Raw genomic sequence first — 23,424 nt, 5'->3', positions numbered from 1 at the left:
ACGCTGCGCGGCGTCGGGGTGTGCGGGGGACGGGTACGCGGGCGGGTGCGCATCGTGCGGCCCGAGACGATCGACGACCTGCAACCCGGGGAGATCCTCGTCGCCGAGGTCACCGACGTCGGGTATACGGCCGCCTTCTGCTACGCGGCGGCGGTGGTCACCGAGCTGGGCGGGCCGCTGTCGCACGCGGCCGTGGTGGCCCGCGAGTTCGGCTTTCCGTGTGTGGTCGACGCCCAGGGCGCCACCCGGTTGCTGCCATCCGGGGCCCTCGTCGAGGTGGACGGCGCCACGGGCGAAATTCAGGTGCTCGAACCGGGCCCGGACGGTCATCCGCCGCGTCCGGAAAACACCAGCACCCCTTGATTCGACAACAATGACCGAGCCGCGGCGAGTTAACCGCCCTGCGCAGATACCGTTCAGCTCATGAGCTCTGGTTTCGAACCTCGTGATCCCGACTACGAACGGCGAGTGCTGGGGAGTTTCGCTCGGCAGGGGCTGTTGGCGACCTTTGCCGCTCGGCTGGAAACCATCGAGCCGGGAATGGTCGAGATCCACGTGCCGTTCTCGACGGGGCTTACCCAACAGGACAATTTCTTTTATGCCGGTTCTTTTATGCCGGTTCTTTCATGCGGGTTCTTTCATGCCGGCGTCGGGATCTCCGCACTCGATAACGCGTGCGGTTATGCGGCGCTGACTCTTATGGCTCCGGCGACCCGCGTGCTGACGGTGAAATTGAAGGTCAACCTGCTGTCTCCGGCGGTGGGCAGCTTCCTGCTGGGCGCGCGGAGAAGTCGTCCGGCCCGGCCGGAATCTCACTGTCTGGCGCGGCGGCTGCCCGGGCTGAGATTGGCCGTACCGCCCGAAAAGCTCAGCTGCAAAGAAGCCGCCATCCACGGGATGAAGGAGCTTGCCGTCGCCTGGTGACGCGTGCTTTCACCCGACGCGACGACGCCGGGCCCGGGGGCCCGGCCCCGACCCCCGGAGCCGCTTGTACATCGTGTCGGCGGCGAGGACGGCGGGCACGGCGAGCAGGGCGGTCAGCCATCCGGCCCGCGACGGGCCGGTTTGGCCGAGCAGGTGCGCGAGCGGTGGCACATACAGGAAGGCCGCCAGCATCGCGAGTTCGGCGGCAACGGCGCCCAGCAGCAGACGGTTGGTCCGCCACGGAACGGTCCAGGCGGGGCGCAGCGTGCTGCGGCAGGCGAAGGCGTTGGCCACCTGCCCGAACACCACGGCGCTGAACGCGGCACCCGAGGCCGCGAGCAGCGCCGGACCGTGGGGGAAGGGCGCACCGGGTCGCCAGCCGAGGGCGAGGAACGCGGTCAGGAAGGCGCCGAGCTCCACGGCGGCCTCGACCGGGCCCAGCACCCCGAACGCGCGCGCGAACAGGCGCCCGTCCAGCAGGTGCCCGTGCGTCGGGGGCCGATCGAGCACGTGCGCCGCGGCCGGCTCGGCACCCAACGCCAGGGCGGGCAGGACGTCGGTGCCGATGTCGAGCGCCAACACCTGCAGCACCCCGATCGCGAGGGGGAACGTCCCCGCGCTGAGTGCCCACACAACGAACGGGGCGAGCTCGGCCACGTTGTCGGTGAGGTGGTAGGTCAGAAAGCGGCGCAGGTTGGCGAACGTGGCCCGGCCCTGTTCGACGGCGGCGACGATGGTGCTGAAGTTGTCGTCGAGCAACACCAGGTCGCTGGCCTCGCGGGCCACGTCGGTGCCGGACCGGCCCATGGCCACCCCGATCGCCGCTTCGCGTAGGGCCGGCGCGTCGTTGACCCCGTCGCCGGTCATGGCCACGACGTGACCGCGGTGGCGCAGCGCCCGGGCGATGCGCAGCTTGTCCTCGGGGGTGACCCGGGCGACGACGACGCCGTCGTGGTCGAGCAGCGCGCCGAGGTCCGCATCCGCGGCGGGCAGGTCGCGGCCGGTCACCACGAGTTGCTCCGGCCCGAGCAGGCCCACCTCGGCGGCGATGGCCCTGGCGGTGTCGGGGTGATCGCCGGTCACCATGGCGACCCGGATGCCGGCGCGCCGGCACGCGGCCAACGCCGCAGCCGCACCCTGGCGCGGCGGGTCTTCCAGCGCGATCAGCCCCAGCAGCGTCAGGTCGCGCTCGGCCTCGGCCGCCGAACCCGGCGCTTCGGCGGTGGTGAGGTCTCGCGCGGCGACTGCGAGCACGCGCAGGCCGCGGCGGGCCAGCGCCCGCAGCGCCTCGACCGCGCCGGGCGGCACCGCACAACGCGGAAAGACCGAATCGGGAGCGCCTTTGACCAGCACCCGGTTCCCGGTGACCACGGACATGCGGCGCCGCCGGGCGTCGAACGGGAACCGCGCCCGCTCCGGGGCCGCGTGGGCGCCGTCGTCGGTGTCGACGCCGACCCGGCGCGCGAAGGCGTCCAGCGCCGCCTCCATCGGATCGCCGTGCGGGACCCAGCGGCCGTCCTTCTCGCTCACCCGCCCCGACGAGCACCGCGCGGCCACCCATGCGACGTCCCGCAGCGGGGCGTCGTCCCCGGCCCAGTGAACCGTGGCCACGGGTTCGTAGCCGTTGCCGTCGATGGTGGCGGTGCCGTCGGGCATCCACACCTCGACCACCGACATCTCGTTGCGGGTCAGGGTGCCGGTTTTGTCGGTGCAGATGAAGGTCGTCGAGCCCAGCGTCTCCACCGCATCGAGATTGCGCACCAGCGCATGCCGGCCGGCCATCCGCTGGGCCCCCATCGCCAGCGACAGGGTGACGGTCGGCAGCAGGCCCTCGGGCACCACGGCGACCGTCACCCCGACCGCGAACAGAAATCCGGCGGAGGGCGGCGTGCCGACCAGCAGCGCGACACCGAAGAACACCGCCCCGACCATGACGGCGACCACGGCGATGATGCGCGACACGCGGTCGAGCTCTTTGCGCAGCGGGGTCGGTGCGGGCCGCTGCGCCTGGGTCAGGCGGGCGATCCCGGCCAGCCGGGTGTTTTGGCCGGTTGCCTCGACCGTGGCCCGGGCCTCGCCTTCGATCACGAAACAGCCCGCCGGCGCGGCCTGGCCCACCGCGGGGTGCTCGGGCACACTCTCGCCGGTGAGCGCCGAGGTGTCCACCGCCAGCGCATGCACGACGTCCAGCCGCAGGTCGGCCGAGATGCGGTCGCCCTCGGCAAGCAGCACCACGTCGCCGACCACCAGGTCTTCGGCCGGCACCTGCCCCGCCACCCCGTCGCGGACGACGGTGGCGCGCCGCGGCAGCAGCTCGCTCAACCGCTCGGCCGCGTGCTCGGCGCGCTGTTCCTGAGCGAACGCGAACAGGCCGTTGAGCACGATGACGACGAAGACTGCCACACCCAGCTGGGGCATCCCCGCGACGAACGCCAGCGCGCCGGCCACCCAGAACAACAGCGCGAAGAAGTGCACCATCTCGGCGAGCAGCCGCCGCCAGGCCGGGATCCGGCGCGCCACCGGCAGCCGGTTGGGGCCCTCGGCTCTCAGGCGCGCCGCGGCCTCCTTCGACGTCAATCCCGCCCGCATCTGCGCGGGACCCGCGATGCTCATCGCGTGCCACGCGGATGTTCACCGTGGGCGTGGTTCGCCGGTCGCCGCCGCACCCAACCGACGGCAATGCCGATGGCGGTCAGGCACAGCACCGACGCGATCACCACGCCCGCCACCACCAGGCCGACCACCCCGACCGCGCCCATGCCACCTCCCACTCGCTCCTCAGCCAGCGAAGACCGGCGCGACGCCGCCGGATAGAGCCCAAGGTCACGACCGGTTGGTGACATGGTGCCCGCGCGGGCTCAGCAGGCGAACGCGAGGCCGACGCCGTCGGGCGGCGGCACGGGCTGCAGGCAGCCGAACGGCTCGATTCCGGCCGTGCCGAACCGCACCGCCGACCGGTGGGCGTAGTTCACGCAGAACAGCCCCGACCGATCGGCCCGGCAGCGGTAGTCGCCGAAAGACAGCGAATCCCCGTCGGCCAGTGCGGGCCCGTCACCGTCGACGAACGGACCCGGGTCGCCGCGGGCCGCGCCCACCTGCAGGTTCGTCCCGTCGAAAAAGACCCAGCCGCCTTTCCATTCGCCGTAGGCCGTCGCGGGCGCGGGCGGGGGATTGGTCAGCTCGACCAGGCAAACCGGCGCCGGGCCGGTGTGTTTGGCGTCGGTCATGCACGCGACTTTGCCGGCCTGGGCGGTGAACGCGATGTCGTCGCCGAGTGGGGTAACGACGCCGTCGCGCGTCGCGGTGTGGAAGCCGGCGGGGTCGGCGGGGTGACCCGCCTCGATCCAGGCGATCACCTGCGCGATCGCGGCGTCCGCGGCCGGCGCGGCCGACGGAGCCGGCTTGCCCGACGCGGTGGTGGTCGTCGCCGGGGTGCTCCCGGGCGCCCCGGTGCCGGGCCGGGACTGACCGGGGTGGCCGTGTGAGCAGCCGGCGACCAGCAACGTCAGCGCGACCAGCGCGGCGATCCGCATTGAGCCAGGCTAGCCGCCCGGCTGCGCACCGGCCCCGAATGAGGCGCTGCGCGCGCGTTCTGCGCGTCGTGTCGGTTACGGTCGGGTCATGCATGAGCGCACCGTCCGCGTGCACACGGCCGCCGGCATCGTCGAAGGTTTCACCCGGAACGGGGTGAACCGGTGGCGATCCATCCCGTATGCCCGTCCCCCGCTGGGCGCCCTGCGCTTCCGGGCCCCGCAGCCCGCCCGGGCCTGGTCGGGCGTGCGGCACTGCCACGGATTCGGCAGCTGCGCGCCCCAGCAGCGGCGCTACACGCTGCTCGGTGTCGGCAAGTACCAGCCCACGAGCGAGGACTGCCTCACGCTCAACGTCGTCACCCCCGAATCCGTTGGTGCGCAACCGCTTCCGGTGATGGTCTTCATCCACGGCGGCGGCTACATTCTGGGCAGTTCGGCGACGCCGCTGTACGACGGTGCGGCGCTGGCGCGCCGCGGCTGCGTCTACGTGTCGGTGAACTACCGGCTGGGCGCGCTGGGCTGCCTGGACCTGTCGTCGCTGTCGACACCGGACGTCACCATCGACGGCAACCTGTTCCTGCGCGACCTGGTGCTGGCGCTGCAGTGGGTCCGCGACAACATCGCGGCGTTCGGCGGCGACCCGGACAACGTCACCATCTTCGGCGAAAGCGCGGGCGCGCACATCACCGCCACGCTGCTGGCGGTGCCCGCCGCCGCGGGGCTGTTCACCCGGGCGATCGCGGAAAGCCCGGCCTCGGGCATGACGCGGCCCGGGGAGACCGCCGCCGAGTTCGCGACGCGCTTCGCCGAACTGCTCGGCGCGCGGCGTCAGGACGCCGCGCAGGCCCTGATGCAGGCGTCGCCGCAGCAGTTGGTCGACACGCAGCACCGCCTGCTCGACCAGGGCATGAAGGACAGGCTGGGTGCCTTTCCGATCGGTCCGGTCTTCGGTGACGACGTGCTGCCCGCCGACCCCGTCGAGGCGATGCGGCGCGGGCATGCGCACCGGGTGCCGCTCATCGTGGGGACCAACGCCGAAGAGGGCCGGTTGTTCACCCGCTTCCTGCGGATGCTGCCCACCAACCAATCGATGGTCGAGGAACTGCTGGCCGACGCCGAACCGGCCGCGCGCGAACGCATCACCGCCGCCTACCCCGACTACCCCGCGTCCTCGGCGTGCATCCAGCTCGGCGGCGACTTCGCGTTCGGCTCGGCGGCCTGGCAGATCGCCGAGGCCCACGGCGCCCACGCGCCCACCTACCTGTACCGCTACGACTACGCCCCGCGGACCCTGCGCTGGTCGGGTCTGGGCGCCACGCATGCCACCGAGTTGTTCGCGGTCTTCGACATCTACCGGACCCGGTTCGGCGCGTTGCTGACCGCCGCCGCCGACCGGGGTGCCGCACTGCGGGTCAGCAACCAGGTGCAGCGCCGCTGGCGGTCCTTCAGCCACACCGGGGTACCCGGCGACGACTGGCCCGCCTACACCGCGCAGGACCGCGCCGTCATGGTTTTCGACAGCAGGTGCCGCGTCGAGTTCGACCCGCATCCGCACCGCAGGATGGCCTGGGAAGGCTTTTCACTGGCACGTTGACCTGGCACGCTGACCCCATGCACGCCGACACCGAACAAGTCATCGAACGACCCGGTGACCTCACGGCCGCCTGGCTGACCGCGGCGATCGGCGCCGGGCCGGTCGCGGAGTTCACCGCGGAGCGCATCGGCACCGGCCAGATGAGCGAGTGCTACCGGGTGCGGCTCACCTACGCGGACGGGGCCCTCCGCCCCGACCGGCCCGAGTCGGTGGTGCTGAAGGTCGCCGCGACCGATCCGATGAGTCGCCAGACCGGGCTGGCGCTGGGTCTCTACGAACGTGAGGTCTGCTTCTACGGCGATATCGCGCCACGCCTGGGCGGCCCGGTCGCGCCCTGCTACCACGCCGCGGTCGACACCTCGACCGGCGTCTTCGACCTGCTGCTCGGTGACGCGGGCCCGGCGGTCGTCGGCGACGAGATCGCCGGTGCCACAACCGAACAGGCCCGCCTCGGTGTCGAGGAGCTGGGCCGGCTGCACGGCCCGCTGCTCGGGGACCCGGCGCTGGCCGAGGCGCCGTGGCTCAACCGCGAGTCGCCGCTGCGCCAGGCGATGATCACCCCGCTGTATGCCGGTTTCGTCGACCGCTACGGCGACCAGATCGAGCCGGGTCACCGCCTGGTGTGCGAACGCCTGGTGGCCTCGTTCGACGCCTACCTGGCCCAGGAGTCCGAACCCGGCCGGATCCAGGGCCTGGTGCACGGCGACTACCGCCTGGACAACATGCTGTTCGGTACCGAGGGGGCCGACCGCGCGTTGACCGTGGTCGACTGGCAGACCGTCTCGTGGGGCCCGGCGCTGACCGACCTGGCGTACTTTTTGGGCTGCGCCCTGTCGACGCGGGACCGCCGCGCGCACTACGACGCGTTGCTGCGGGCCTACCACGAGGCGCTGGGGCCGGACGCCCCCGTCAGCCTCGCCGACGTCGCCGAAGGTGTGCGCCGCCAGAGCTTTTTCGGGGTGATGATGGCGATCGTCTCCTCGATGCTGGTGGAGCGCACCGAGCGCGGCGACCGGATGTTCATGACGATGCTGCAACGGCACTGTGAGCACGTGCTCGACACCGACGCGCTGGCGACGCTGCCGGACGCCGCGACACCCGAGCCGCTGCGACCGTCGCACGACGACGAACTCGCGCACGCCCCGACCGCCGAACCGCTGTGGAGCGAAAGCTGGTACGCCGACTTCGCCGATCCCGCACAGGGATTGGGCGGCTGGTTCCGGCTCGGCCTGATCGCCAACCAGCGGCAGGCGTTGGTGCACGCGCTGCTGTGCGGCCCCGAGATGCCCACGGTCGCCGTCGACGCGCTGGTCCCGCTGCCCGCCGACCCGTGGGCGCTGCGCACCGACACCCTGGAGCTGGGCCACTCGGCCTCCGCCGCGCTGCAGACCTACCGCGTCGACGTCCGCGCAAGGGCCCGGGCGTACGACGACCCGGCGGCCCTGCTGCGCGGGGAGCCCGGAACCCCGGTCGAGCTGACGATGCATCTGGTGTGGGCCACCGACGGCGCCCCGTACATGTACCGGCTCACGACGCGCTACGAAATCCCGTGCAGGGTCTCGGGCACCGTCAGCGTGGACGGCACCGGCTACCGCGTCGAGTCCGTGCCCGGGCAGCGCGACCACTCCTGGGGGGTGCGCGACTGGTGGAGCATGGACTGGATCTGGAGCGCGCTGCACCTCGAGGACGGCACCCACCTGCACGGGGTGAACATCCGCATACCCGGGGCCCCGGCCTTCAGCGTCGGCTACGTGCAGGACGCCGACCACCACCTCACCGAGGTGCAGACCCTCGACGCGCGGGAAACCTTCGGCGCCAACGGGTTACCGCGCGATGCGACGTTGGCCTTCGACCCGGGCGGGATCGCCGCGGACATCGCCGTGCGCGGCCAGGCGCCGGTGCGGCTGGTTTCCCCCGACGGGCGGGTCAGCCAGTTCCCGCGTGCCTGGGTCACCGTCACCACCACGGACGGCCGCCGCGGCGTCGGCTGGGTGGAATGGAACCGCAACCTGGCGACCGGGTGAGCGAAGGCCGGGCCCGTGCGCCGTCGCCGATCGTGGTGATGGGTGTCTCGGGCTCGGGCAAGTCGACGGTGGGTTCGGCTCTGGCGCAACGGTTGCGGGTCCCGTTCGTCGACGCCGACACCCTGCACCCGCCGGCCAGCATCGCCAAGATGGCCGCCGGCGAACCGCTCGACGACGACGATCGCCGCCCGTGGCTGGACGTGGTCGGCGAGTGGCTGGCGGGCCACCGCGCCGGCGGCGTGGCGAGCTGTTCGGCGCTCAAGCGCACCTACCGCGACCGGTTGCGCGCGCACTGCCCACGCGTGGAGTTCCTGCACCTGAGCGGTTCACCGGAGCTCATCGGCGGCCGGGTGGCCGCCAGGACGGGTCATTTCATGCCGGCCGCGCTGCTGCGGTCGCAGTTCGAGGCGCTCGAGCCGCTCGGCGCCGACGAATCGGGTGTCACCGTCGATGTCGGCCGGGACGTCGAGGCGATCATCGATGCCTTCCTGTCCGCGTCGGCGGCGCGGCGGCCCGACGGGAACTGAAACCCGCTGCACCACAAGTGCGTTCAGCGAAGTCGGCGCCTGACCTTCGAGCCGACCCGCTCCAGCGCGTCCTCGGCCGCGTGGCCGTTCGCGGAATCGGCGAGGTGGCGCGCGGATTCGGCGAGGTGCTCGCCGCGAACCCGGGCGGTGTCGGCCAGTTCGCGGCCACGCTTGCGGGCGGACCGGGCCCAGGGCTGCTCGGCGATCTCCGCGACCTCGGAAGCCAGTTTTTCGCCGCGTGCGCGTGCCTTCTTGGTCAACGGTTCGGCCTTTTCGACGGCCTCGAGGGCCAGTTCGCGGCCGCGCTCGGCGCGCGCCTGCAATCCGTGCACGATCTTCTCGCCGAGCTCGTCGAAGTCGGTGTCGGCCCCGTCCGAGAAGTCCGGCAGCGCCGACGAGACCGCATCCGAGAGCCGCTCGGCCGCCCGGCGGCCGCGCCACCCCAGCGACGGCTTGCCCGCGGTGTCGGCGGCCGCGATCAGCAACCCGCCCAGCAGGCTGAGGTCCGTCAGGAAGTCCTTGCGCTTTTCCGCTTTGCGCTGCGGGTCGGTCTCGCTCCAGAACATGTGCGCGCCGAGGTTGGCAGGCAGGATGGTGACAGCCAGGGCCGCCGACGCGACACGCGGCATCCGCCCGGTGGCCAGCAGCAGGCCGGCCCCGATCTGGACGGCCGCGTTGAGCTGCGCGACGGTCTGCGGGTTGCTCGGAATGCTGCTGCCCACCGGGTCCGGCAACGCCTGCAGGCCCCCCACCGCGGGTGCCGCGGCTTCCGCCGCGGCCTTGGGGTTGCGCAGTGAATCGATTCCTTGCCCGATGAACACGACCGACAAGAGCGGCCGCGCAATTCTGCGGATCAACATGGCAGCCTGGTTACCCCGCCGGCCCGCAAACAAACCGCCGCGCCCGCCGGGCCAAGCCGGTGGACCGTATTCGCAGCCGACGGTTCGCGGCCTCGGCGGCGATAGGGTGGACCCCGTGCGGGCGTTGATCATCGTCGACGTGCAGAACGACTTCTGCGAGGGTGGGCCGCTGGCGGTCGCCGGCGGCGCCGCCCTGGCGTCGGCGATCAACGGCTATCTGGCGGGCGGCCCGGGCTACCGCCATGTCGTGGCGACCAAGGACTGCCACGTCGACCCGGGAGACCACTTCTCCGATCGGCCGGACTATTCGTCGTCGTGGCCGCCGCACTGCATCGCGGGCAGCCCCGGTGCGGACTTTCCTCCCGGACTCGACACCGGACCGATCGAGGCGGTCTTCTGCAAAGGCGCCCACACCGCCGGCTTCAGCGGTTTCGAGGGCGTCGACGAACACGGGACCTCCCTGCTGGCGTGGTTGCGCCGGCGCGGCGTCGACGCGGTCGACATCGTCGGCATCGCCACCGACCACTGCGTCAAGCGCACCGCCGAGGATGCGGCGCGGGCCGGTCTGGCGACGCGCGTGCTGGTCAACCTGACCCGCCCCGTCGACACGGATGCGGCCGCGCGGGCCCTGGCCGAGATGCGGTCCGCGGGCGTCGAGCTGGCCGAGGCGGCCTGATGGTCGTGCCGCTGGATCGGGGGCGTCTCCTCGCCGCGGTGGAGCGCTCGCCGCAGGCGGCGACGGCGCACGACCGCGCCGGCTGGGTCGGGTTGTTCGCGCCGGACGGCCGAGGTGGCGATGGGCCCGGCCGTGACGATGCACATTCCCGCGTTCCTGCGCTATGACCTTCGGGAAGACCTCCGAGGAGGTGACGGCCGGTGGCAGATTGCCCGGCTGCGAGCGTATTGGGAGTTGCCCGCGATGATGCTGCAGTTCCTCGGCGCCGGTTCGGCGGCGATCGGTCCGGCCGCGCAGCTGTCGCGGGGATTGCTGGCCAACCAGGGGTTGCGGGGGACCGCCGGCTTCGTGGCCGGCTTCCGCCGCGTGGGGGCGCGGCACAAGAAGTGGGTCGAGGCGTTCCTGGGCGCGCTGACCCGTGGCGACATGAGCACCGCGGCGCGCGCCCTGTCCCCAAACTCCCCAATAACTTTGGGCGACGACCAGCCCCTCGGCCTCGCCGAGCTCGCCGGGCAACCCGAGGGCGGGGGCTGCACCAGGATGAATGGCGCCGGACCCACCGTGGCCGTCGCGCTGAACTCGGGGCACGGGCGTGCCGTCCTGTTCGCCGACGTGGCCCGGCGGGCCAACGCGATCAACCGGATCCGGTACTTCCCCGCCTGATCGCCGCCCGCGCGACAACACGTGCATCGGGTACCAAGGACACTGGACGTGGCCGGCGCGCGACCGGCCGAAACCGAAGACCGGGGAGCACCATGCTCGATGAGCCGATCCCACGGCGGGGCCTGCTGCGGGGTGCCGGCGCGCTCGCCGCGGCGGCGCTGGCGCCGGCCGCGGGCGGCTGCAGTTCCGGCGGCGACGATGCGCTCGTCTTCTTCTTCGCGGCCAACCCGGACGAACGCGACGCCAGGATGCGCGTCGTCGACGCGTTCCGGCGCCGCCACCCCGACATCAAGGTTCGGACACTGTTGTCCGGGCCCGGCGTGATGCAGCAGGTCTCGACGTTCTGCGCCGGCGGCCGATGTCCCGACGTGCTGATGGCCTGGGAATCGACCTACGCCGAATTGGCCGACCGGGGAGTGTTGCTCGACCTGAACACGATGCTGGCGCGCGATCGGGCGTTCGCCGCCGAGCTCGAGGCCGACCGCCTCGGCCCGCTCTACGACGTCTTCTCGTTCAACGGGGGCCAGTACGCGTTCCCCGAGCAGTGGTCCGGGAACTACCTGTACTACAACAAGCGCCTGTTCGCCGCGGCCGGGGCGCCGGCACCGCCCGGGACGTGGGCGCAGCCCTGGACGTTCGGTGAGTTCCTGGACGCCGCTTCCGCGCTCACCAGGCGGGACGGATCCGGGCGGGCCACGCAGTGGGGTTTCGTCGACACGTTCCTGCCGTATGCGTCGGCGGGGCTGTTCGCCATGAACAACGGCGTGCCGTGGTCGACCCCGCTGAAGAACCCCAGCCACTTCAATTTCGGGGACGACGCGTTCATCGAGGCGGTGCAGTTCTACGCCGACCTGGCCACCAAGCACCAGGTGGCGCCCACCGCCTCGGAGACCCAGTCGATGTCCACGCCCAACCTGTTCGCGGCCGGCAAGGCGGCGATCGCGCTGGGCGGCCACTGGCGCTATCAGACGTTCCTGCGCGCCGACGGCCTGGAGTTCGACGTCGCGCCACTTCCGACGGGGCCGGCGCTGCCGAAGGGGCATGCGGCCTGTTCCAACATCGGCGCCACCGGCCTGGCCATCTCGGCGAGCAGCCAACGCAAGGCCCAGGCCTGGGAATTCGTCAAATTCGCGACCGGACCCGTCGGGCAGTCTCTGATCGGTGAATCGTGTCTTTTCGTGCCGGCGCTACGCTCCGCGCTGACCTCCCGCGGGTTCGCCGCGGCCCACGCCCGGTTGCGCAACCTGTCCGTGCTCACCGAAGGTCCGGCCCACTCCGAGGCGTTGCCGATCACCCCGGCATGGGAGAAGGTCAGCGCCCTGATGGACCGCAACTTCGGTCCCGTGCTGCGCGGGTCGAAGCCCGCGACGACGCTGGCCGGGATGTCGCACGCCCTCGCCGAGGTGCTGCGCAACCCATGACACCGATCCGCACACGCTCCCCGGGCGCCCGCCCGCTGCGACGACGCGCCCGGGCGGGCCGGCTGTTCGTGGCGCCGAACCTGGCCGCGGTCTGCGTCTTCATGCTGTTCCCGCTCGGGTTCTCGCTGTACATGAGCTTTCAGCAGTGGGACCTGTTCACACCGCCGAAGTTCGTGGGCCTGAAGAACTTCGGGGACCTCACGTCCGACCCGTTGTTTGTCATCGCGCTTCGCAACACGGTGGTTCTCACGGTCGGCACCGTGGTGCCGACCGTGCTGGTCAGCCTCGTCGTGGCCGCCGTGCTGAGCCGGGAAGTCAAGGGCATCGGCATCTTTCGCACCATCGTGTTCCTGCCGCTGGCCATCTCCTCGGTGGTGATGGCGGTCGTGTGGCAGTTCGCCTTCGACACCGACAACGGGTTGCTCAACATCGTGCTCGGCTGGGCCGGGGTCGGCCCGGTTCCCTGGCTGATCCAACCGCAATGGGCCATGGTGTCGCTGTGCATGGTCAGCGTGTGGCGGAGCGTGCCGTTCGCCAGCGTCGTGCTGCTGGCCGCAATGCAGGGGGTGCCGGGAAACCTCTACGAGGCCGCCAGGATCGACGGTGCGGGCGGGATACGACAGTTCGTCTCCATCACCGTGCCCATGATCCGGGGTGCCATGTCGTTCGTGGTCGTCATCTCGGTCATCCACGCCTTCCAGGCGTTCGACCTGGTGTATGTCCTCAACGGGCCCAACGGCGGTCCGGAGACCGCGACGTACGTGCTGGGCATCATGCTGTTCCAGCACGCGTTCTCGTTCCTGGAGTTCGGATATGCCTCCGCGCTGGCGTGGGTGATATTCGCCATCCTGCTGGTGTTGACCGTGCTGCAGTTACGCATCACGCGGCGTCGCTCCTGGGAGGCTTCCCGTGGGCTTGGTTGAGCACCCCACGCGCATGTTCAAGCGCAACGCCATCCGGACCGTGGTCATCTACACGGCCCTGATCGGCATCGCCTGCAGTGCGCTGTTCCCGATCGCCTGGGCGGTCTCGGGATCCTTGAAGAAGGAGGGCGAGGTCACCGAGCCGACGTTGTGGCCGGCGCGGCCGCAGTGGTCGAACTACACCGAAGTGTTCGCGTTGATGCCGTTCTGGCGGATGTTCTTCAACACGGTGCTCTATGCCGGCTGCGTCACGGCCGGGCAGGTGTTCTTCTGCTCGCTGGCCGGATATGCGTTCGCGCGGCTGCAATTCCGCGGCCGCGATGCGCTGTTCTTCGTGTACCTGACCACCCTGATGGTGCCGCTGACGGTCACCGTCATCCCGCAGTTCATCCTGATGCGGACCCTCGGCTGGGTCGACACGCCCTGGGCGATGATCGTGCCCGGTTTGTTCGGCAGCGCCTTCGGCACCTACCTGATGCGGCAGTTCTTCCTGACCCTGCCCACCGATCTGGAGGAAGCCGCGATCCTCGACGGGTGCTCTTCGTGGCAGGTCTACCGGCGGGTTCTGCTGCCCCATGCCAGGCCCGCGGTGCTGGTGCTCGCGGTGCTCACGTGGGTCAACGTGTGGAACGATTTTCTGTGGCCGCTGTTGATGATCCAGCGCGACAGTCTGGCCACGCTGACCCTCGGCCTGGTCCGGATGCGCGGGGAGTACGCCGCCCGCTGGCCGGTGCTCATGGCGACGTCCATGCTGATCATGCTGCCGCTGGTGCTCATCTACGCCATCGCGCAGCGGTCCTTCGTCCGCGGCATCGCCGTGACCGGGCTCGGTGGCTAGTCGTGGCTTCGGTGAGTTTCGAACGGGCGACCCGCCGCTACCCGGGCGCGGACCGGCCGGCCCTGGACGGGCTGGACCTGGTGGTCGGCGACGGCGAGTTCGTCGTGCTGGTGGGCCCGTCCGGGTGCGGCAAGACGACCTCGCTGCGGATGGTGGCCGGACTGGAGACGCTGGATTCCGGACGCATCCGCATCGGCGACCGCGACGTCACCGACGTCGACCCGAAGTATCGCGACGTCGCGATGGTCTTCCAGAACTACGCCCTCTACCCACACATGACGGTCGCGCAGAACATGGGCTTCGCGTTGAAGATCGCCAAGACGCCCAAGGCCGAGATCCGCGAGCGGGTGCTGGCCGCGGCCGAACTGCTCGACCTGCGGCCGTATCTGGACCGCAAACCCAAGGACCTGTCCGGGGGGCAACGCCAGCGGGTGGCGATGGGACGCGCCCTCGTGCGCCGTCCGCAGGTGTTCCTGATGGACGAGCCGCTGTCCAATCTCGACGCCAAACTGCGGGTCCAGACGCGCAACCAGATCGCCGCACTCCAACGGCGACTCGGCACCACCACCGTCTATGTCACCCACGACCAGGTGGAGGCCATGACGATGGGCGACCGTGTCGCCGTACTGTGCGACGGGGTGCTGCAACAGGTCGCTGCGCCCCGCGAGCTCTACCACAATCCCGCCAACGTCTTCGTGGCCGGCTTCATCGGCTCGCCCGCGATGAACCTGTTCACCCTGCCGATCGTGGATTCGGCTGTGTCGCTGGGGGATTGGCTGATCCCGGTACCACGCGAGGTCGCCTCCCTCGGGGCCGAGGTGGTCGTGGGAGTTCGTCCTGAACATTTCGCGGTGGGCGGCGGCCCCGGGGCCGCCAGGGGCCTCGAGATGCGGGTCGACGTGGTCGAGGAGCTCGGGGCGGATGCCTACCTCTACGGGCGGATCGCCCTGTCGGGCAACGCTGTCGAGCAGACCGTCGTGGCGCGGGCCGACGGGCGCCGGCCACCGCAGCGGGGCAGCCGCGTGTGGCTGCATCCCGAGCCCGGGCACGTGCATTTCTTCGGCGCCGACGGCCACCGCATTCGCTGAGTGCCGTACGTCCGGCGTGCCGCGCGGCGCCCTGCCGGATCGGGGCTAAGGTGGCGGCCGTGAGCGTGGCACACGCCGATCTGGTGTGCGAAGGCGGCGGCGTGCGGGGCATCGGACTGGTCGGCGCGGTGGACGCGCTGGCTCAAGCCGGCTACCGGTTCCCCCGCGTCGCCGGCAGCAGCGCGGGCGCCATCGTCGCCTCGCTGCTGGCCGCCCTGCAGGTGGCCGGCGAACCGCTGAGCCGGCTCACCGACGTGATGCGCGACATCGATTACCGAAAGTTCCTCGACCGCAGCCCGATCGGGCGGGTACCCGTCATCGGCGGGGGACTGTCGCTGCTGGTGTCCGACGGTGTCTATCGCGGGGCCTACCTGGAACGGCTGCTGGCCGGACTGCTGGGCGAGTTGGGCGTGCGCACCTTCGCCGACCTGCGCACCGGCGAGAAGCCCGACCAGTTCGCATGGTCACTGGTCGTGACCGCCAGCGACCTGTCCCGACGCCGCCTGGTGCGCATCCCGTGGGACCTGCCCGACTACGGCGTGGACCCGGACGACTTCCCGGTGGCCCGCGCCGTGCACGCCTCGGCGGCGATCCCGTACGTGTTCCAACCGGTCCGCGTGGCCGGCGCCACCTGGGTCGACGGCGGACTGCTGTCGGATTTCCCGGTGCAGTTGTTCGACGAACCCGCCGGCCGGCCCCGCTGGCCGACGTTCGGCATCCGCTTGTCGGCGCGCCCCGGCATTCCGCCCACCCACCCGGTGCACGGCCCGGTGTCGCTGGGCATCGCCGCCATAGAAACACTGGTGAGTAACCAGGACAACGCCTACATCGACGACCCGTGCACCGTGCGGCGCACCATTTTCGTCCCCGCCGGCGAGGTCAGTCCCATCGATTTCGGCCTTTCCGCCCAGCAGCGGGATGCCCTGTACCAAAGCGGTCTGCGAGCGGGCCGGCAATTTCTGGCGGCATGGGATTACGCGGACTATCTGGTGGCCTGCGGGCCGCCGGGGCGCCGGGCGCGGTAGCGCGGCGCCCGTGCGGGTTGGCGTCGCGGGCCCACGGGGGTGGCCGCGGCAGTCCGGACGACGTTCACCTGGTCGGGTCCGAATTTTTCTGAAACAAAAATCGGAAAGTCGGATGTGGTGAGGGCTACACTAATCGGCGTCCCCTACGGTGCCGAGAGGTAAAGGACGGGTCCGATGAGCTTCATGACAATGCCGCCAGAGATCAATTCGTTGCGGATGTTCTCGGGTGCGGGGCCGGCGCCGATGCTGGCGGCGGCGACGGCGTGGGACGGTCTGGCCTCGGAGTTGGGGTCGGCGGCGTCGTCGTTTTCGTCGGTGACGTCGAATCTGACGGGTCAGGCGTGGCAGGGCCCGGCGGCGCAGGCGATGATGGCCGCGGCGACCCCGTATGCGGGGTGGCTCAGTCAGGCGGCGGCGCACGCGTCGGGCGCGGCGGGGCAGGCCCGCGCGGTGGTCAGCGCGTTCGAGGCGGCGCAGTCGGCCACGGTGCAGCCGGCCATGGTGGCGCTCAACCGCAACTCGTTCGTGCAGATGGTGATGTCGAACTGGTTCGGGCTGAACGCGCCGGCGATCGCGGCGCTGGAATCCGAGTACGAGGAGATGTGGGCCCGCGACGTCTCGGCGATGTCGGCGTATTACTCGGGGGCGTCGGCGGCGGTCGCGCAGATGGCGCCGGTGCAGGGTCTGCACCAGATGCTGGCCGGTCTGCCCGGGGTGCTGGGCGGTCGGGGGAACGCCGCGGCGACCGCGGGGGTCAGCAATCTGGGTGTGGGCAATAAGGGCAGCGCCAACTTCGGCAGCGGCAACACCGGCAACGCCAACGTCGGCAACGGCAACCTCGGCAGCGGCAACATCGGCCTGGGCAACAAGGGCTCCAACAACTTCGGCAGCGGCAACACCGGCAGCGGCAACTACGGCGCCGGCAACTACGGCGCCGGCAACATCGGCCTGGGCAACAGCGGTCAAATGGTTCCGGGATCTACAAAGCTAACCAACGGGTACGGCAACATCGGCCTGGGTAACTCGGGGAACTACAACTTCGGGTTGGGCAACAGCGGCACCGGCAACTTCGGTGTCGGCAACACCGGCAACTACAGTTACGGCGGCGGCAACACCGGCAGCAACGACATCGGGTTTGGTTTGAACGGCAGCAACGAGATCGGCATCGGCAACACCTACTACAACGCCGCGACCGGCCAGTTCAACCTCGGCGGGCTGAACTCGGGCAGCGGCAACATCGGGTTCGGCAACTCCGGCACCGACAACATCGGCTTCTTCAACTCCGGCAGCGGCAACGTCGGCATCGGCAACGCCAGCGTCGGCAGTTTCAATCCCAGTAACCCAGTGAACTACGCCGCGAACTGGGGCATCGGCAACTCCGGCGGCGGCGGCCAGTTCGGCATCGGCAACTCGGGCATCGCCAACTTCGGCCTCGGAAACTCCGGTGTGTTCAACACCGGGCTGGAAAACTCCGGCCAGTACAACACCGGCGCCGCCAACGCCGGCAGTTTCGACACCGGCGCCAACAACTCCGGCAGCTACAACACCGGCAACTCGAATTCCGGGAGCTACAACACGGGCCTGTGGAACGCGGGCAGCACCAACACCGGCGTCGGGTACGCCACCGACAGTGGCGCCGGCAACTCGGGCGTCGGCAACGTCGGCACCGACTCCTCGGGCTTCTTCAACACGTCAAGTGGCGGGTACACCTCGGGCTTCTTCAACACGGCAAGCGGTGGCTCACCCAACGGCCATATTTCGGGCTACTTCAACACCGGCGCACCGAATTCTGTTTCCGATCAAGCCGGTTACCTCTCCGGACTGCTCAACGAAGGCAACTTCTTGTCCGGGTTATTCAGCCTGGGGAACCTGTAGGCGCCACGACCACAAACCCGGCTGGTCGGGCCGTCCGGGGATTCCCGGGAGGGTGGCGTTGCGCAACCCGCGGGTCCCCGTCGCTGCGAGTGGTCGGCACGGCGGCGGCGGCGAGCCAGGCGGCTGTCGGAATCCTCAAATCCGTTGTTTTAGAACATCTTTTGCTCGACGGCGGCTCACGCGACCATCTCGATGCACCGGCCCGTAACTCCGCCGGGGCGGGCGCGGGGATGGGGCGGGTGTCGGCATCGCGGGGTTCGCGACATTTCTGAACCACCTGAGGCGTGCCTCCAAGCCGTACGATCGAACGTTCTGCGCACGAACCACTTGCCGGTGCCCCAGGCGATAATAGGTAACCCGCGAATTGTGATGTCGGCCCCGGGCGCGCCGCACCGGCGATCACCCGCGGACCTTCCTAGTATTGCCGGCGTGGTGGATCGCTATGGAACCGACGTGCTGGCCGCCGGCCGGCGCACGCCCCGTTCGACCGAGCACCCCGCCGAGCCGGGCCTGGTAGTCGAGGACGCGCAGACGGGCTATGTCGGCGCCGTGGTGCGGGTCGAGTACGGTCGGGTCGACCTGGAAGACCGGCACGGCCGCACGCGCGGCTTTCCCCTCGGGCCGGGTTACCTGATCGAGGGGCGTCCGGTGATCCTCACCGCGCCGCGCCGCGCCGCGCCGGGCGCGCCGGCCAGGACGGCGTCGGGGTCCGTCGCGGTGCCGCGCGCCCGCGCCCGGGTTGCGCGCGCCAGCCGGATCTACGTAGAGGGACGCCATGACGCCGAGCTCGTCGCGCAGGTCTGGGGCGAAGACCTCAAAGTCGAGGGCGTCGTCGTCGAGCACCTCGGCGGCGTGGACGACCTGGTGGACATCGTGGCCGCGTTCGGGCCCGGCCCGGGGCGCCGGCTCGGTGTGCTCGTCGACCACCTCGTCGCGGGTTCCAAGGAGGCACGCATCGCCGACGCGGTGCGGCGCGGACCGGGCGGCGATGACACGCTGGTCGTCGGCCACCCCTACGTCGACATCTGGCAGGCCGTCAAGCCGCAGCGGTTGGGCCTGAAAGCCTGGCCGCAGGTGCCGCGGCACCTGGAATGGAAGCACGGCGCCTGCGAAGCCCTGGGCCTGCCGCACGCCGCCCAGGCGGACATCGCCAGGGCCTGGCGGCACATCCGGTCGCGCGTGCGCGACTGGAACGATCTCGAGCCCGCGCTGATCGGCCGGGTCGAGGAGCTCATCGACTTCGTGACGCAGCCGACGGAGTCCTGAGCCCGGCCGCACACTCCGCGGGCGCCGCGCTCGCGCGATACTCGGCGCGACGAATGCCTCTCGTCGGGGCCATAATTCACCCGCCGGGCGGCCGCGATGTTTCAGCGAAGTGATGTTTCGTGTCGTCGGTGTAAATCAGTCTCGCTCGCCGTCACGCACGGGCGCCCGCGGAGCACTAACCCCGTGAAGACCCCATAGCCAGCGAGAAACGGAGGAAGTACATGACCGACGCGCTCGTCATCGACGCCGCAGGCCTGGACCGGTTGTCGTGCACTGCCAAGGCCGACCCCGCGACCGGCAAGAAGACCCTGAAGGCCACCACGGTGTGCGAGGCCGGGTTCCGCAACATGACCTACGTGCGCGACCTCGCGCCGATGCTGGTGGGGGAGCCGCCGGCGCTGCTGGGCGACGACTCGGCGCCCAACCCGTCGGAAACCGCCCTGGCCGCGCTGGGCTCCTGCATCTCGGTCGGCATGCTCGCCAACGCGACGCACCGGGGCGTGACCCTCACCAAGATCGAGGTCGAGATGCAGGGCGACATCGACATCTCCGCCGTGTGGGGGGTCGGGGACACCCCCGACGGCAAGCCCCTGGGCTTCAGCGCGGTTCGCTGCAGGGTGACCCTGGCCGCAGACGTCGACGAGGCGACGCTCAAGGAGATCCACGACAACGCGATCGCCTGGTCGCCCGTGGTGAACACGTTCCGCAACCCGGTCAGCGTCGACTCGACCCTGTGCACCGGATAGGAAGCCCACCGTGACAACCACATTGACCAAAACCGGCCTCGCCGAGGTCATTCGGGTAGCCCGTGTCGAACACGGGTTGAGCTGGGCGAAAATCGCCGAAACGATCGGCAAGGACCCGGTATGGACCGTCGCGGCGCTGCTCGGCCAGCATCCGCTCGCGGCCGCCGATGCGGCGACGGTCGCATCGCTCCTCGACCTCGACGACGAGGCCGTGGCGGTGCTGCAGGCGACACCCTACCGGTGTCCGGACGCCGCCGAGGCGAAAGACCCGACGATCTACCGGTTTCACGAGGCGCTGGCTGTCTACGGCCCGGCGATCAAAGAACTCATTCACGAGGAATTCGGCGACGGCATCATGAGCGCGATCAACTTTCAGCTCAGCGTGCAGCGGCGACCCGACCCCCGGGGCGACAGGGTGGTCGTCACCTTCGACGGCAAGTTTCTCGACTACGCATGGCAACACGCCGCCCGGCAGGCTGAGGAGGTACTCACATGACGACGACAATGGATTCCGCGGCCAGCCGAGTGGATCTCGAACTTCTGGAAGACATCCGGGCCCATGCCGCGGTGTTGGACCGCGGTGAGCAGCATTCCCGTCGCAGCTTCACCGCACTGGGTGCGGCCGGCCTGCTCGGGGTCGGCGCGCCGGGCAACGCCGACGGTGGGCTTCCCGACATGGCCGAGGTGATCCGGCTGATTTCCGGGGAGTGTATGAGCACGGGGTTCTCGCTATGGGCCCACCGGATGGCGGTGGAGTACCTGCTCACGGCCGCAACGCCGTTCAGCATGGCCGCGGTCCAGCCGCTGCTTGCCGGCACCACACCGGGCGTCACCGGCATGGCGTCGGCGTTCAAGGAGGCGGCCGGCTGCGGCAGCCTCGACCTGACGGCCACACCGGTGGCCGACGGTTACGAGCTGTCCGGCGCGATCAGATGGGCCAGCAACCTCTATCGCGACTCGACCATGGTCACCGCGGTACGCACCGACGCCGGCGAAAAGCTCATCGTGGCATTGCCGTTGGACACGCCGGGCGTGTCCGTCGGCGACCACTTCGAACTGCTGGCCATGGGCAGCACCGCCTCGTCGTGTTTGACCCTCGAGGGCGTCCGCATCGGCCCGGAGCAGGTGCTGTCCCGCGACTTCGACGGGTTCCTGCAGGCCGTGCGTCCGACGTTCCTCGTCCTGCAGTCGGCCATGTGCCTGGGCCTGACCAAGACGACGGTCGAGGAGAGCCGGCGTGGGCTCACGGGGGTCAATGCCGTCTTCGCCGCCGACGTGGACCGCATCGCGGGCCGGCTCGCGTGCGCGGAGATGACGTTGGCCGGCTTGGCGGCGGCGGTCGGCGGCCCCGCCCAGCCGACCAGGAGGCAGCTGTTGGCGCTGCGGCTCACCGCTGCCGAACTCTCCAGCGCCAGTGCGGATCTGGAGATCCGTACCGCGGGCGGCAAAGGGTATGCGAGCAGGACGGCGGCCAGCCGGCGCTACCGGGAAGCGGCCTTCATCCCCGTGCAGTCGCCGTCGGAGGCGCAGCTGCGCTGGGAACTGGCCCGATGTGCCTGAGCGCGGATCGATGGTGACCCCGGTGGTGCTGCCGCCCGAGGACACCGCATGCCGGCACCTGGTCGGCGGGATCCCGCTGGCCGTGCTGGTGCGTGACTTTCACCGCCCGATGGTGAACTTCGCACGGACCATGGTGGATTCGCCGGTGCTCGCCGAGGAAGCGGTGCAGGAGGCCTGGGTGCAGGTGATGCAGTCCTCGTGCTCGTTCCAGGGCCGTTCATCGGTGAGCACCTGGCTGTTCGGGATCGTCAGAAACACCGCGTCGCGGCATCGGCGGCGCGAGTCCCGCATCCGCGACCACGAGGTGCTGGCCTCGGCAGGAGCCGAGGCCACCGACCCGCTGTCGGGTCGCATGCACCCCGCCGGACATCCCGATGCCGGGCACTGGAGCGCCCCACCGTCGCGGCGTTTCCTGCCCGAAGACCAGACCATGACGCAGGAGATCGTCGGCCACGTGCGGGCCGCGCTGGATGCGCTGCCGCAGCGGCAACGGCAGCTGGTCATCCTTCGCGACGTCGTCGGCATGTCCGCCGAAGAGGCGGCCCGCACCCTTGACCTGTCCGCCGAGGCGCAGCGCGCACTGCTCTACCGCGCCCGGGGAAACCTTCGCAACGCACTGGAGAAGCGGTACCCACGATGACCGTCCACGACAAGACAGTTCCCGCCATCGACTGCGTCGAATTCGTGCGTCTCGTCGACGATCTCGTGGACTCCGATCCGCGGCGCTGGGGTGCGATCGTGAGCCGGCACCTCGACGAGTGCCCGCCGTGTCTGGTCTACCTGCAACAGATGCTCGACCTCCGAATCCTGCTCAGCCACGTCTTCGACGGGCAGCAGCTCAGCGACGAGCACATCGCCGGGGTCATCCACGGCATCGCCGCGTTCAGGGACGGCCGCTGACGCTGCTTGACGCGGCACGGTAACGCCTCACGAAAGGAAAACCATAATGGCTCAGCTAATTTCACCTGTGGCGCCGATGACGGCGCCGGCGGCCGACCAGGCGGGCGGGGACCCGTTCGAGCCGCTCGGCATCGGGGCCATGGTGGACCGGGTGGCCGCCATGGCGGTCGAAAAGGCGGCGCATCCCTGGGCGTTTCTGATGCGCTCCCTGGTCGGCGGGGCGATGGTGGCCTTCGGGGTACTGCTCGCACTGGTCGTCAGCACCGGCGTGAAGACCCCGGGCGTCGCGAGCCTGCTGATGGGTTTGGCGTTCGGCATGTCGTTCGTCCTGATCCTGGTATCGGGCATGTCGCTGATCACCGCGGACATGGCCGCCGGCTTCCTCGCCGTGCTCAAGGGCGATATGAGCGCGGGCGGCTACGCGTTCCTGGTCGTCGTCGGCCTCGTCGGTAACATCGCGGGCGCGCTGGTGTTCGTCGCCGTCTGCGGTGCCGCCGGTGGCCCTTACCTGGGTGCCTTCGCTGAGCGGGCGGCGGCCGTGGGTGCCCAGAAGGCCGGCCATCCGTTCTGGACCGCGCTGCTCCTGGCGGTGGTGTGCACGTGGTTCCTGCAGACGGCGATGTGCATGTACTTCAAGGCCCGCAGCGACGTGGCGCGGATGGCCTTCGCGTTCTACGGCCCCTTCGCCTTCGTGATCGGCGGCACCCAGCACGTCATCGCCAACGCCGGATTCCTGGGTCTGCCGTTGATGCTCAACCTGTTCCACCCGGCGGCGCCACGCGCCGGGATCGGCTGGGGCTTAGGCGAGGACGGCCTGCTGACCAACATCTGCATCACCACGGTGGGCAATCTGATCGGTGGAACCTTGTTTGTGGCGCTGCCTTTCTGGGTTATCGCGCAGCTGCAGCGGCCCCGCCTCATGGCCGGCCGGTGACGGGACCGTTACGGCCCGGCGACGCGTCCACCGCCGCGAAAGCCCTC

At 70.4% G+C, this 23,424-nt stretch carries 23 protein-coding genes and 1 pseudogene; 20 read left to right on the top strand and 4 right to left on the bottom strand.

Annotated features, from left to right (window positions below):
- Together FPZ47_RS19045 and FPZ47_RS19040 are read left to right on the top strand one after the other, a co-directional pair.
- The coding region (locus FPZ47_RS19045; protein ID WP_246859869.1) for a PEP-utilizing enzyme at positions 1-363 on the top strand (363 nt) is incomplete at its 5' end.
- 60 nt (positions 364-423) lie between these two features.
- Entirely contained in the window at positions 424-924 is a 501-nt protein-coding gene (locus tag FPZ47_RS19040) for a PaaI family thioesterase (protein ID WP_144951691.1), read from the top strand.
- Positions 925-933: 9 nt separating this feature from the next.
- On the opposite strand, the gene FPZ47_RS19035 is transcribed toward FPZ47_RS19040, so the two are convergent.
- The 3 genes from FPZ47_RS19035 to FPZ47_RS19030 all read right to left on the bottom strand — a co-directional run bounded on the left by FPZ47_RS19035 (position 934) and on the right by FPZ47_RS19030 (position 4,457).
- The gene (locus tag FPZ47_RS19035; protein WP_144951693.1) at positions 934-3,537 is read right to left on the bottom strand and encodes a cation-translocating P-type ATPase; all 2,604 of its coding nucleotides are present in this window, start codon (positions 3,535-3,537) and stop codon (positions 934-936) included.
- Positions 3,534-3,683, bottom strand: a complete 150-nt coding sequence (locus tag FPZ47_RS28450) for a hypothetical protein (protein ID WP_168209501.1) — start codon at positions 3,681-3,683, stop codon at positions 3,534-3,536. Before FPZ47_RS28450 ends, FPZ47_RS19035 begins: the two co-directional genes overlap by 4 nt.
- Positions 3,684-3,782: 99 nt before the next feature.
- Positions 3,783-4,457: a hypothetical protein gene (locus tag FPZ47_RS19030; protein ID WP_144951695.1), complete on the bottom strand. Its 675-nt coding sequence runs from the start codon at positions 4,455-4,457 to the stop codon at positions 3,783-3,785.
- Between the two features lie 88 nt (positions 4,458-4,545).
- Between FPZ47_RS19030 and FPZ47_RS19025 the strand changes: the two genes are divergently transcribed.
- The 3 genes from FPZ47_RS19025 to FPZ47_RS19015 are packed head-to-tail and all read left to right on the top strand — an operon-like array spanning position 4,546 to position 8,602.
- Entirely contained in the window at positions 4,546-6,051 is a 1,506-nt protein-coding gene (locus FPZ47_RS19025; protein ID WP_144951697.1) for a carboxylesterase/lipase family protein, read from the top strand.
- 17 nt (positions 6,052-6,068) lie between these two features.
- Positions 6,069-8,075, top strand: a complete 2,007-nt coding sequence (locus tag FPZ47_RS19020) for a DUF7064 domain-containing protein (protein WP_144951747.1) — start codon at positions 6,069-6,071, stop codon at positions 8,073-8,075.
- Complete coding sequence (locus FPZ47_RS19015; protein ID WP_144951699.1) at positions 8,048-8,602, top strand: gluconokinase; 555 nt, start codon at positions 8,048-8,050, stop codon at positions 8,600-8,602. The genes FPZ47_RS19020 and FPZ47_RS19015 overlap by 28 nt, the downstream gene beginning before the upstream one ends.
- A gap of 23 nt (positions 8,603-8,625) precedes the next feature.
- Here the strand turns inward: FPZ47_RS19015 and FPZ47_RS19010 are convergent, their stop codons facing one another.
- Complete coding sequence (locus FPZ47_RS19010; protein ID WP_144951701.1) at positions 8,626-9,462, bottom strand: DoxX family protein; 837 nt, start codon at positions 9,460-9,462, stop codon at positions 8,626-8,628.
- Positions 9,463-9,577: 115 nt separating this feature from the next.
- Here FPZ47_RS19010 and pncA point away from each other — a divergent pair, with 115 nt between their 5' ends.
- The 15 genes and pseudogenes from pncA to FPZ47_RS18935 all read left to right on the top strand — a co-directional run bounded on the left by pncA (position 9,578) and on the right by FPZ47_RS18935 (position 23,377).
- The gene (pncA, locus tag FPZ47_RS19005) at positions 9,578-10,138 is read left to right on the top strand and encodes a pyrazinamidase PncA (protein ID WP_168209500.1); all 561 of its coding nucleotides are present in this window, start codon (positions 9,578-9,580) and stop codon (positions 10,136-10,138) included.
- Positions 10,138-10,801: pseudogene (locus tag FPZ47_RS19000) on the top strand (transporter). The gene pncA and the pseudogene FPZ47_RS19000 overlap by 1 nt, the downstream one beginning before the upstream one ends.
- A 92-nt stretch (positions 10,802-10,893) precedes the next feature.
- Entirely contained in the window at positions 10,894-12,222 is a 1,329-nt protein-coding gene (locus FPZ47_RS18995) for an ABC transporter substrate-binding protein (protein ID WP_144951705.1), read from the top strand.
- Positions 12,219-13,145: a carbohydrate ABC transporter permease gene (locus FPZ47_RS18990; protein WP_144951707.1), complete on the top strand. Its 927-nt coding sequence runs from the start codon at positions 12,219-12,221 to the stop codon at positions 13,143-13,145. The genes FPZ47_RS18995 and FPZ47_RS18990 overlap by 4 nt, the downstream gene beginning before the upstream one ends.
- Positions 13,146-13,158: 13 nt before the next feature.
- The gene (locus FPZ47_RS18985) at positions 13,159-13,983 is read left to right on the top strand and encodes a carbohydrate ABC transporter permease (protein WP_144951749.1); all 825 of its coding nucleotides are present in this window, start codon (positions 13,159-13,161) and stop codon (positions 13,981-13,983) included.
- A gap of 2 nt (positions 13,984-13,985) precedes the next feature.
- The gene (locus tag FPZ47_RS18980; protein ID WP_144951709.1) at positions 13,986-15,071 is read left to right on the top strand and encodes an ABC transporter ATP-binding protein; all 1,086 of its coding nucleotides are present in this window, start codon (positions 13,986-13,988) and stop codon (positions 15,069-15,071) included.
- A gap of 50 nt (positions 15,072-15,121) precedes the next feature.
- The gene (locus tag FPZ47_RS18975; RefSeq protein WP_168209499.1) at positions 15,122-16,096 is read left to right on the top strand and encodes a patatin-like phospholipase family protein; all 975 of its coding nucleotides are present in this window, start codon (positions 15,122-15,124) and stop codon (positions 16,094-16,096) included.
- Positions 16,097-16,270: 174 nt separating this feature from the next.
- On the top strand, positions 16,271-17,971 hold the full coding sequence (locus tag FPZ47_RS18970; RefSeq protein ID WP_210419940.1) for a PPE family protein: 1,701 nt from the start codon (positions 16,271-16,273) through the stop codon (positions 17,969-17,971).
- A gap of 429 nt (positions 17,972-18,400) precedes the next feature.
- Positions 18,401-19,237, top strand: a complete 837-nt coding sequence (locus FPZ47_RS18965; protein WP_144951713.1) for a DUF3097 domain-containing protein — start codon at positions 18,401-18,403, stop codon at positions 19,235-19,237.
- 221 nt (positions 19,238-19,458) lie between these two features.
- Positions 19,459-19,983 carry an OsmC family protein gene (locus FPZ47_RS18960; protein WP_144951715.1) on the top strand — a complete coding sequence of 175 codons (525 nt, stop codon included), beginning with the start codon at positions 19,459-19,461 and terminating at the stop codon, positions 19,981-19,983.
- Between the two features lie 10 nt (positions 19,984-19,993).
- Positions 19,994-20,479 carry a cyanase gene (cynS, locus tag FPZ47_RS18955; RefSeq protein ID WP_144951717.1) on the top strand — a complete coding sequence of 162 codons (486 nt, stop codon included), beginning with the start codon at positions 19,994-19,996 and terminating at the stop codon, positions 20,477-20,479.
- Complete coding sequence (locus tag FPZ47_RS18950) at positions 20,476-21,543, top strand: acyl-CoA dehydrogenase family protein (RefSeq protein WP_144951719.1); 1,068 nt, start codon at positions 20,476-20,478, stop codon at positions 21,541-21,543. Before cynS ends, FPZ47_RS18950 begins: the two co-directional genes overlap by 4 nt.
- A 10-nt stretch (positions 21,544-21,553) precedes the next feature.
- Entirely contained in the window at positions 21,554-22,183 is a 630-nt protein-coding gene (locus FPZ47_RS18945; protein ID WP_144951753.1) for an RNA polymerase sigma factor, read from the top strand.
- Positions 22,180-22,443, top strand: coding sequence for an anti-sigma factor (locus FPZ47_RS18940; protein WP_144951721.1), 264 nt, complete (start codon positions 22,180-22,182; stop codon positions 22,441-22,443). Before FPZ47_RS18945 ends, FPZ47_RS18940 begins: the two co-directional genes overlap by 4 nt.
- Positions 22,444-22,489: 46 nt before the next feature.
- A complete protein-coding gene (locus FPZ47_RS18935) occupies positions 22,490-23,377 on the top strand; it encodes a formate/nitrite transporter family protein (protein WP_144951723.1) in 888 nt (295 codons plus the stop codon).
- Positions 23,378-23,424: the final 47 nt, after the last annotated feature.

Origin of the sequence: Mycobacterium helveticum (assembly GCF_007714205.1) — a bacterium.
Lineage (GTDB): Bacteria > Actinomycetota > Actinomycetes > Mycobacteriales > Mycobacteriaceae > Mycobacterium > Mycobacterium helveticum.
The sequence above is the reverse complement of the archived record's forward strand: the minus strand, read 5'-3'. Positions and strand labels throughout refer to the sequence as shown.

Coding starts and splice junctions, on each gene's coding strand:
- FPZ47_RS19030 (WP_144951695.1), bottom strand. CDS start 4,457: ATGCGGATCGCCGCGCTGGTCGCGCTGACGTTGCTGGTCGCCGGCTGC.
- FPZ47_RS18970 (WP_210419940.1), top strand. CDS start 16,271: ATGAGCTTCATGACAATGCCGCCAGAGATCAATTCGTTGCGGATGTTC.
- FPZ47_RS19015 (WP_144951699.1), top strand. CDS start 8,048: ATGGAACCGCAACCTGGCGACCGGGTGAGCGAAGGCCGGGCCCGTGCG.
- FPZ47_RS19010 (WP_144951701.1), bottom strand. CDS start 9,462: ATGTTGATCCGCAGAATTGCGCGGCCGCTCTTGTCGGTCGTGTTCATC.
- FPZ47_RS18990 (WP_144951707.1), top strand. CDS start 12,219: ATGACACCGATCCGCACACGCTCCCCGGGCGCCCGCCCGCTGCGACGA.
- FPZ47_RS19040 (WP_144951691.1), top strand. CDS start 424: ATGAGCTCTGGTTTCGAACCTCGTGATCCCGACTACGAACGGCGAGTG.
- FPZ47_RS18940 (WP_144951721.1), top strand. CDS start 22,180: ATGACCGTCCACGACAAGACAGTTCCCGCCATCGACTGCGTCGAATTC.
- FPZ47_RS18945 (WP_144951753.1), top strand. CDS start 21,554: ATGGTGACCCCGGTGGTGCTGCCGCCCGAGGACACCGCATGCCGGCAC.
- FPZ47_RS18985 (WP_144951749.1), top strand. CDS start 13,159: ATGTTCAAGCGCAACGCCATCCGGACCGTGGTCATCTACACGGCCCTG.
- FPZ47_RS18935 (WP_144951723.1), top strand. CDS start 22,490: ATGGCTCAGCTAATTTCACCTGTGGCGCCGATGACGGCGCCGGCGGCC.
- FPZ47_RS19020 (WP_144951747.1), top strand. CDS start 6,069: ATGCACGCCGACACCGAACAAGTCATCGAACGACCCGGTGACCTCACG.
- FPZ47_RS19035 (WP_144951693.1), bottom strand. CDS start 3,537: ATGAGCATCGCGGGTCCCGCGCAGATGCGGGCGGGATTGACGTCGAAG.
- FPZ47_RS28450 (WP_168209501.1), bottom strand. CDS start 3,683: ATGGGCGCGGTCGGGGTGGTCGGCCTGGTGGTGGCGGGCGTGGTGATC.
- FPZ47_RS18950 (WP_144951719.1), top strand. CDS start 20,476: ATGACGACGACAATGGATTCCGCGGCCAGCCGAGTGGATCTCGAACTT.
- FPZ47_RS18995 (WP_144951705.1), top strand. CDS start 10,894: ATGCTCGATGAGCCGATCCCACGGCGGGGCCTGCTGCGGGGTGCCGGC.
- FPZ47_RS18960 (WP_144951715.1), top strand. CDS start 19,459: ATGACCGACGCGCTCGTCATCGACGCCGCAGGCCTGGACCGGTTGTCG.
- FPZ47_RS19025 (WP_144951697.1), top strand. CDS start 4,546: ATGCATGAGCGCACCGTCCGCGTGCACACGGCCGCCGGCATCGTCGAA.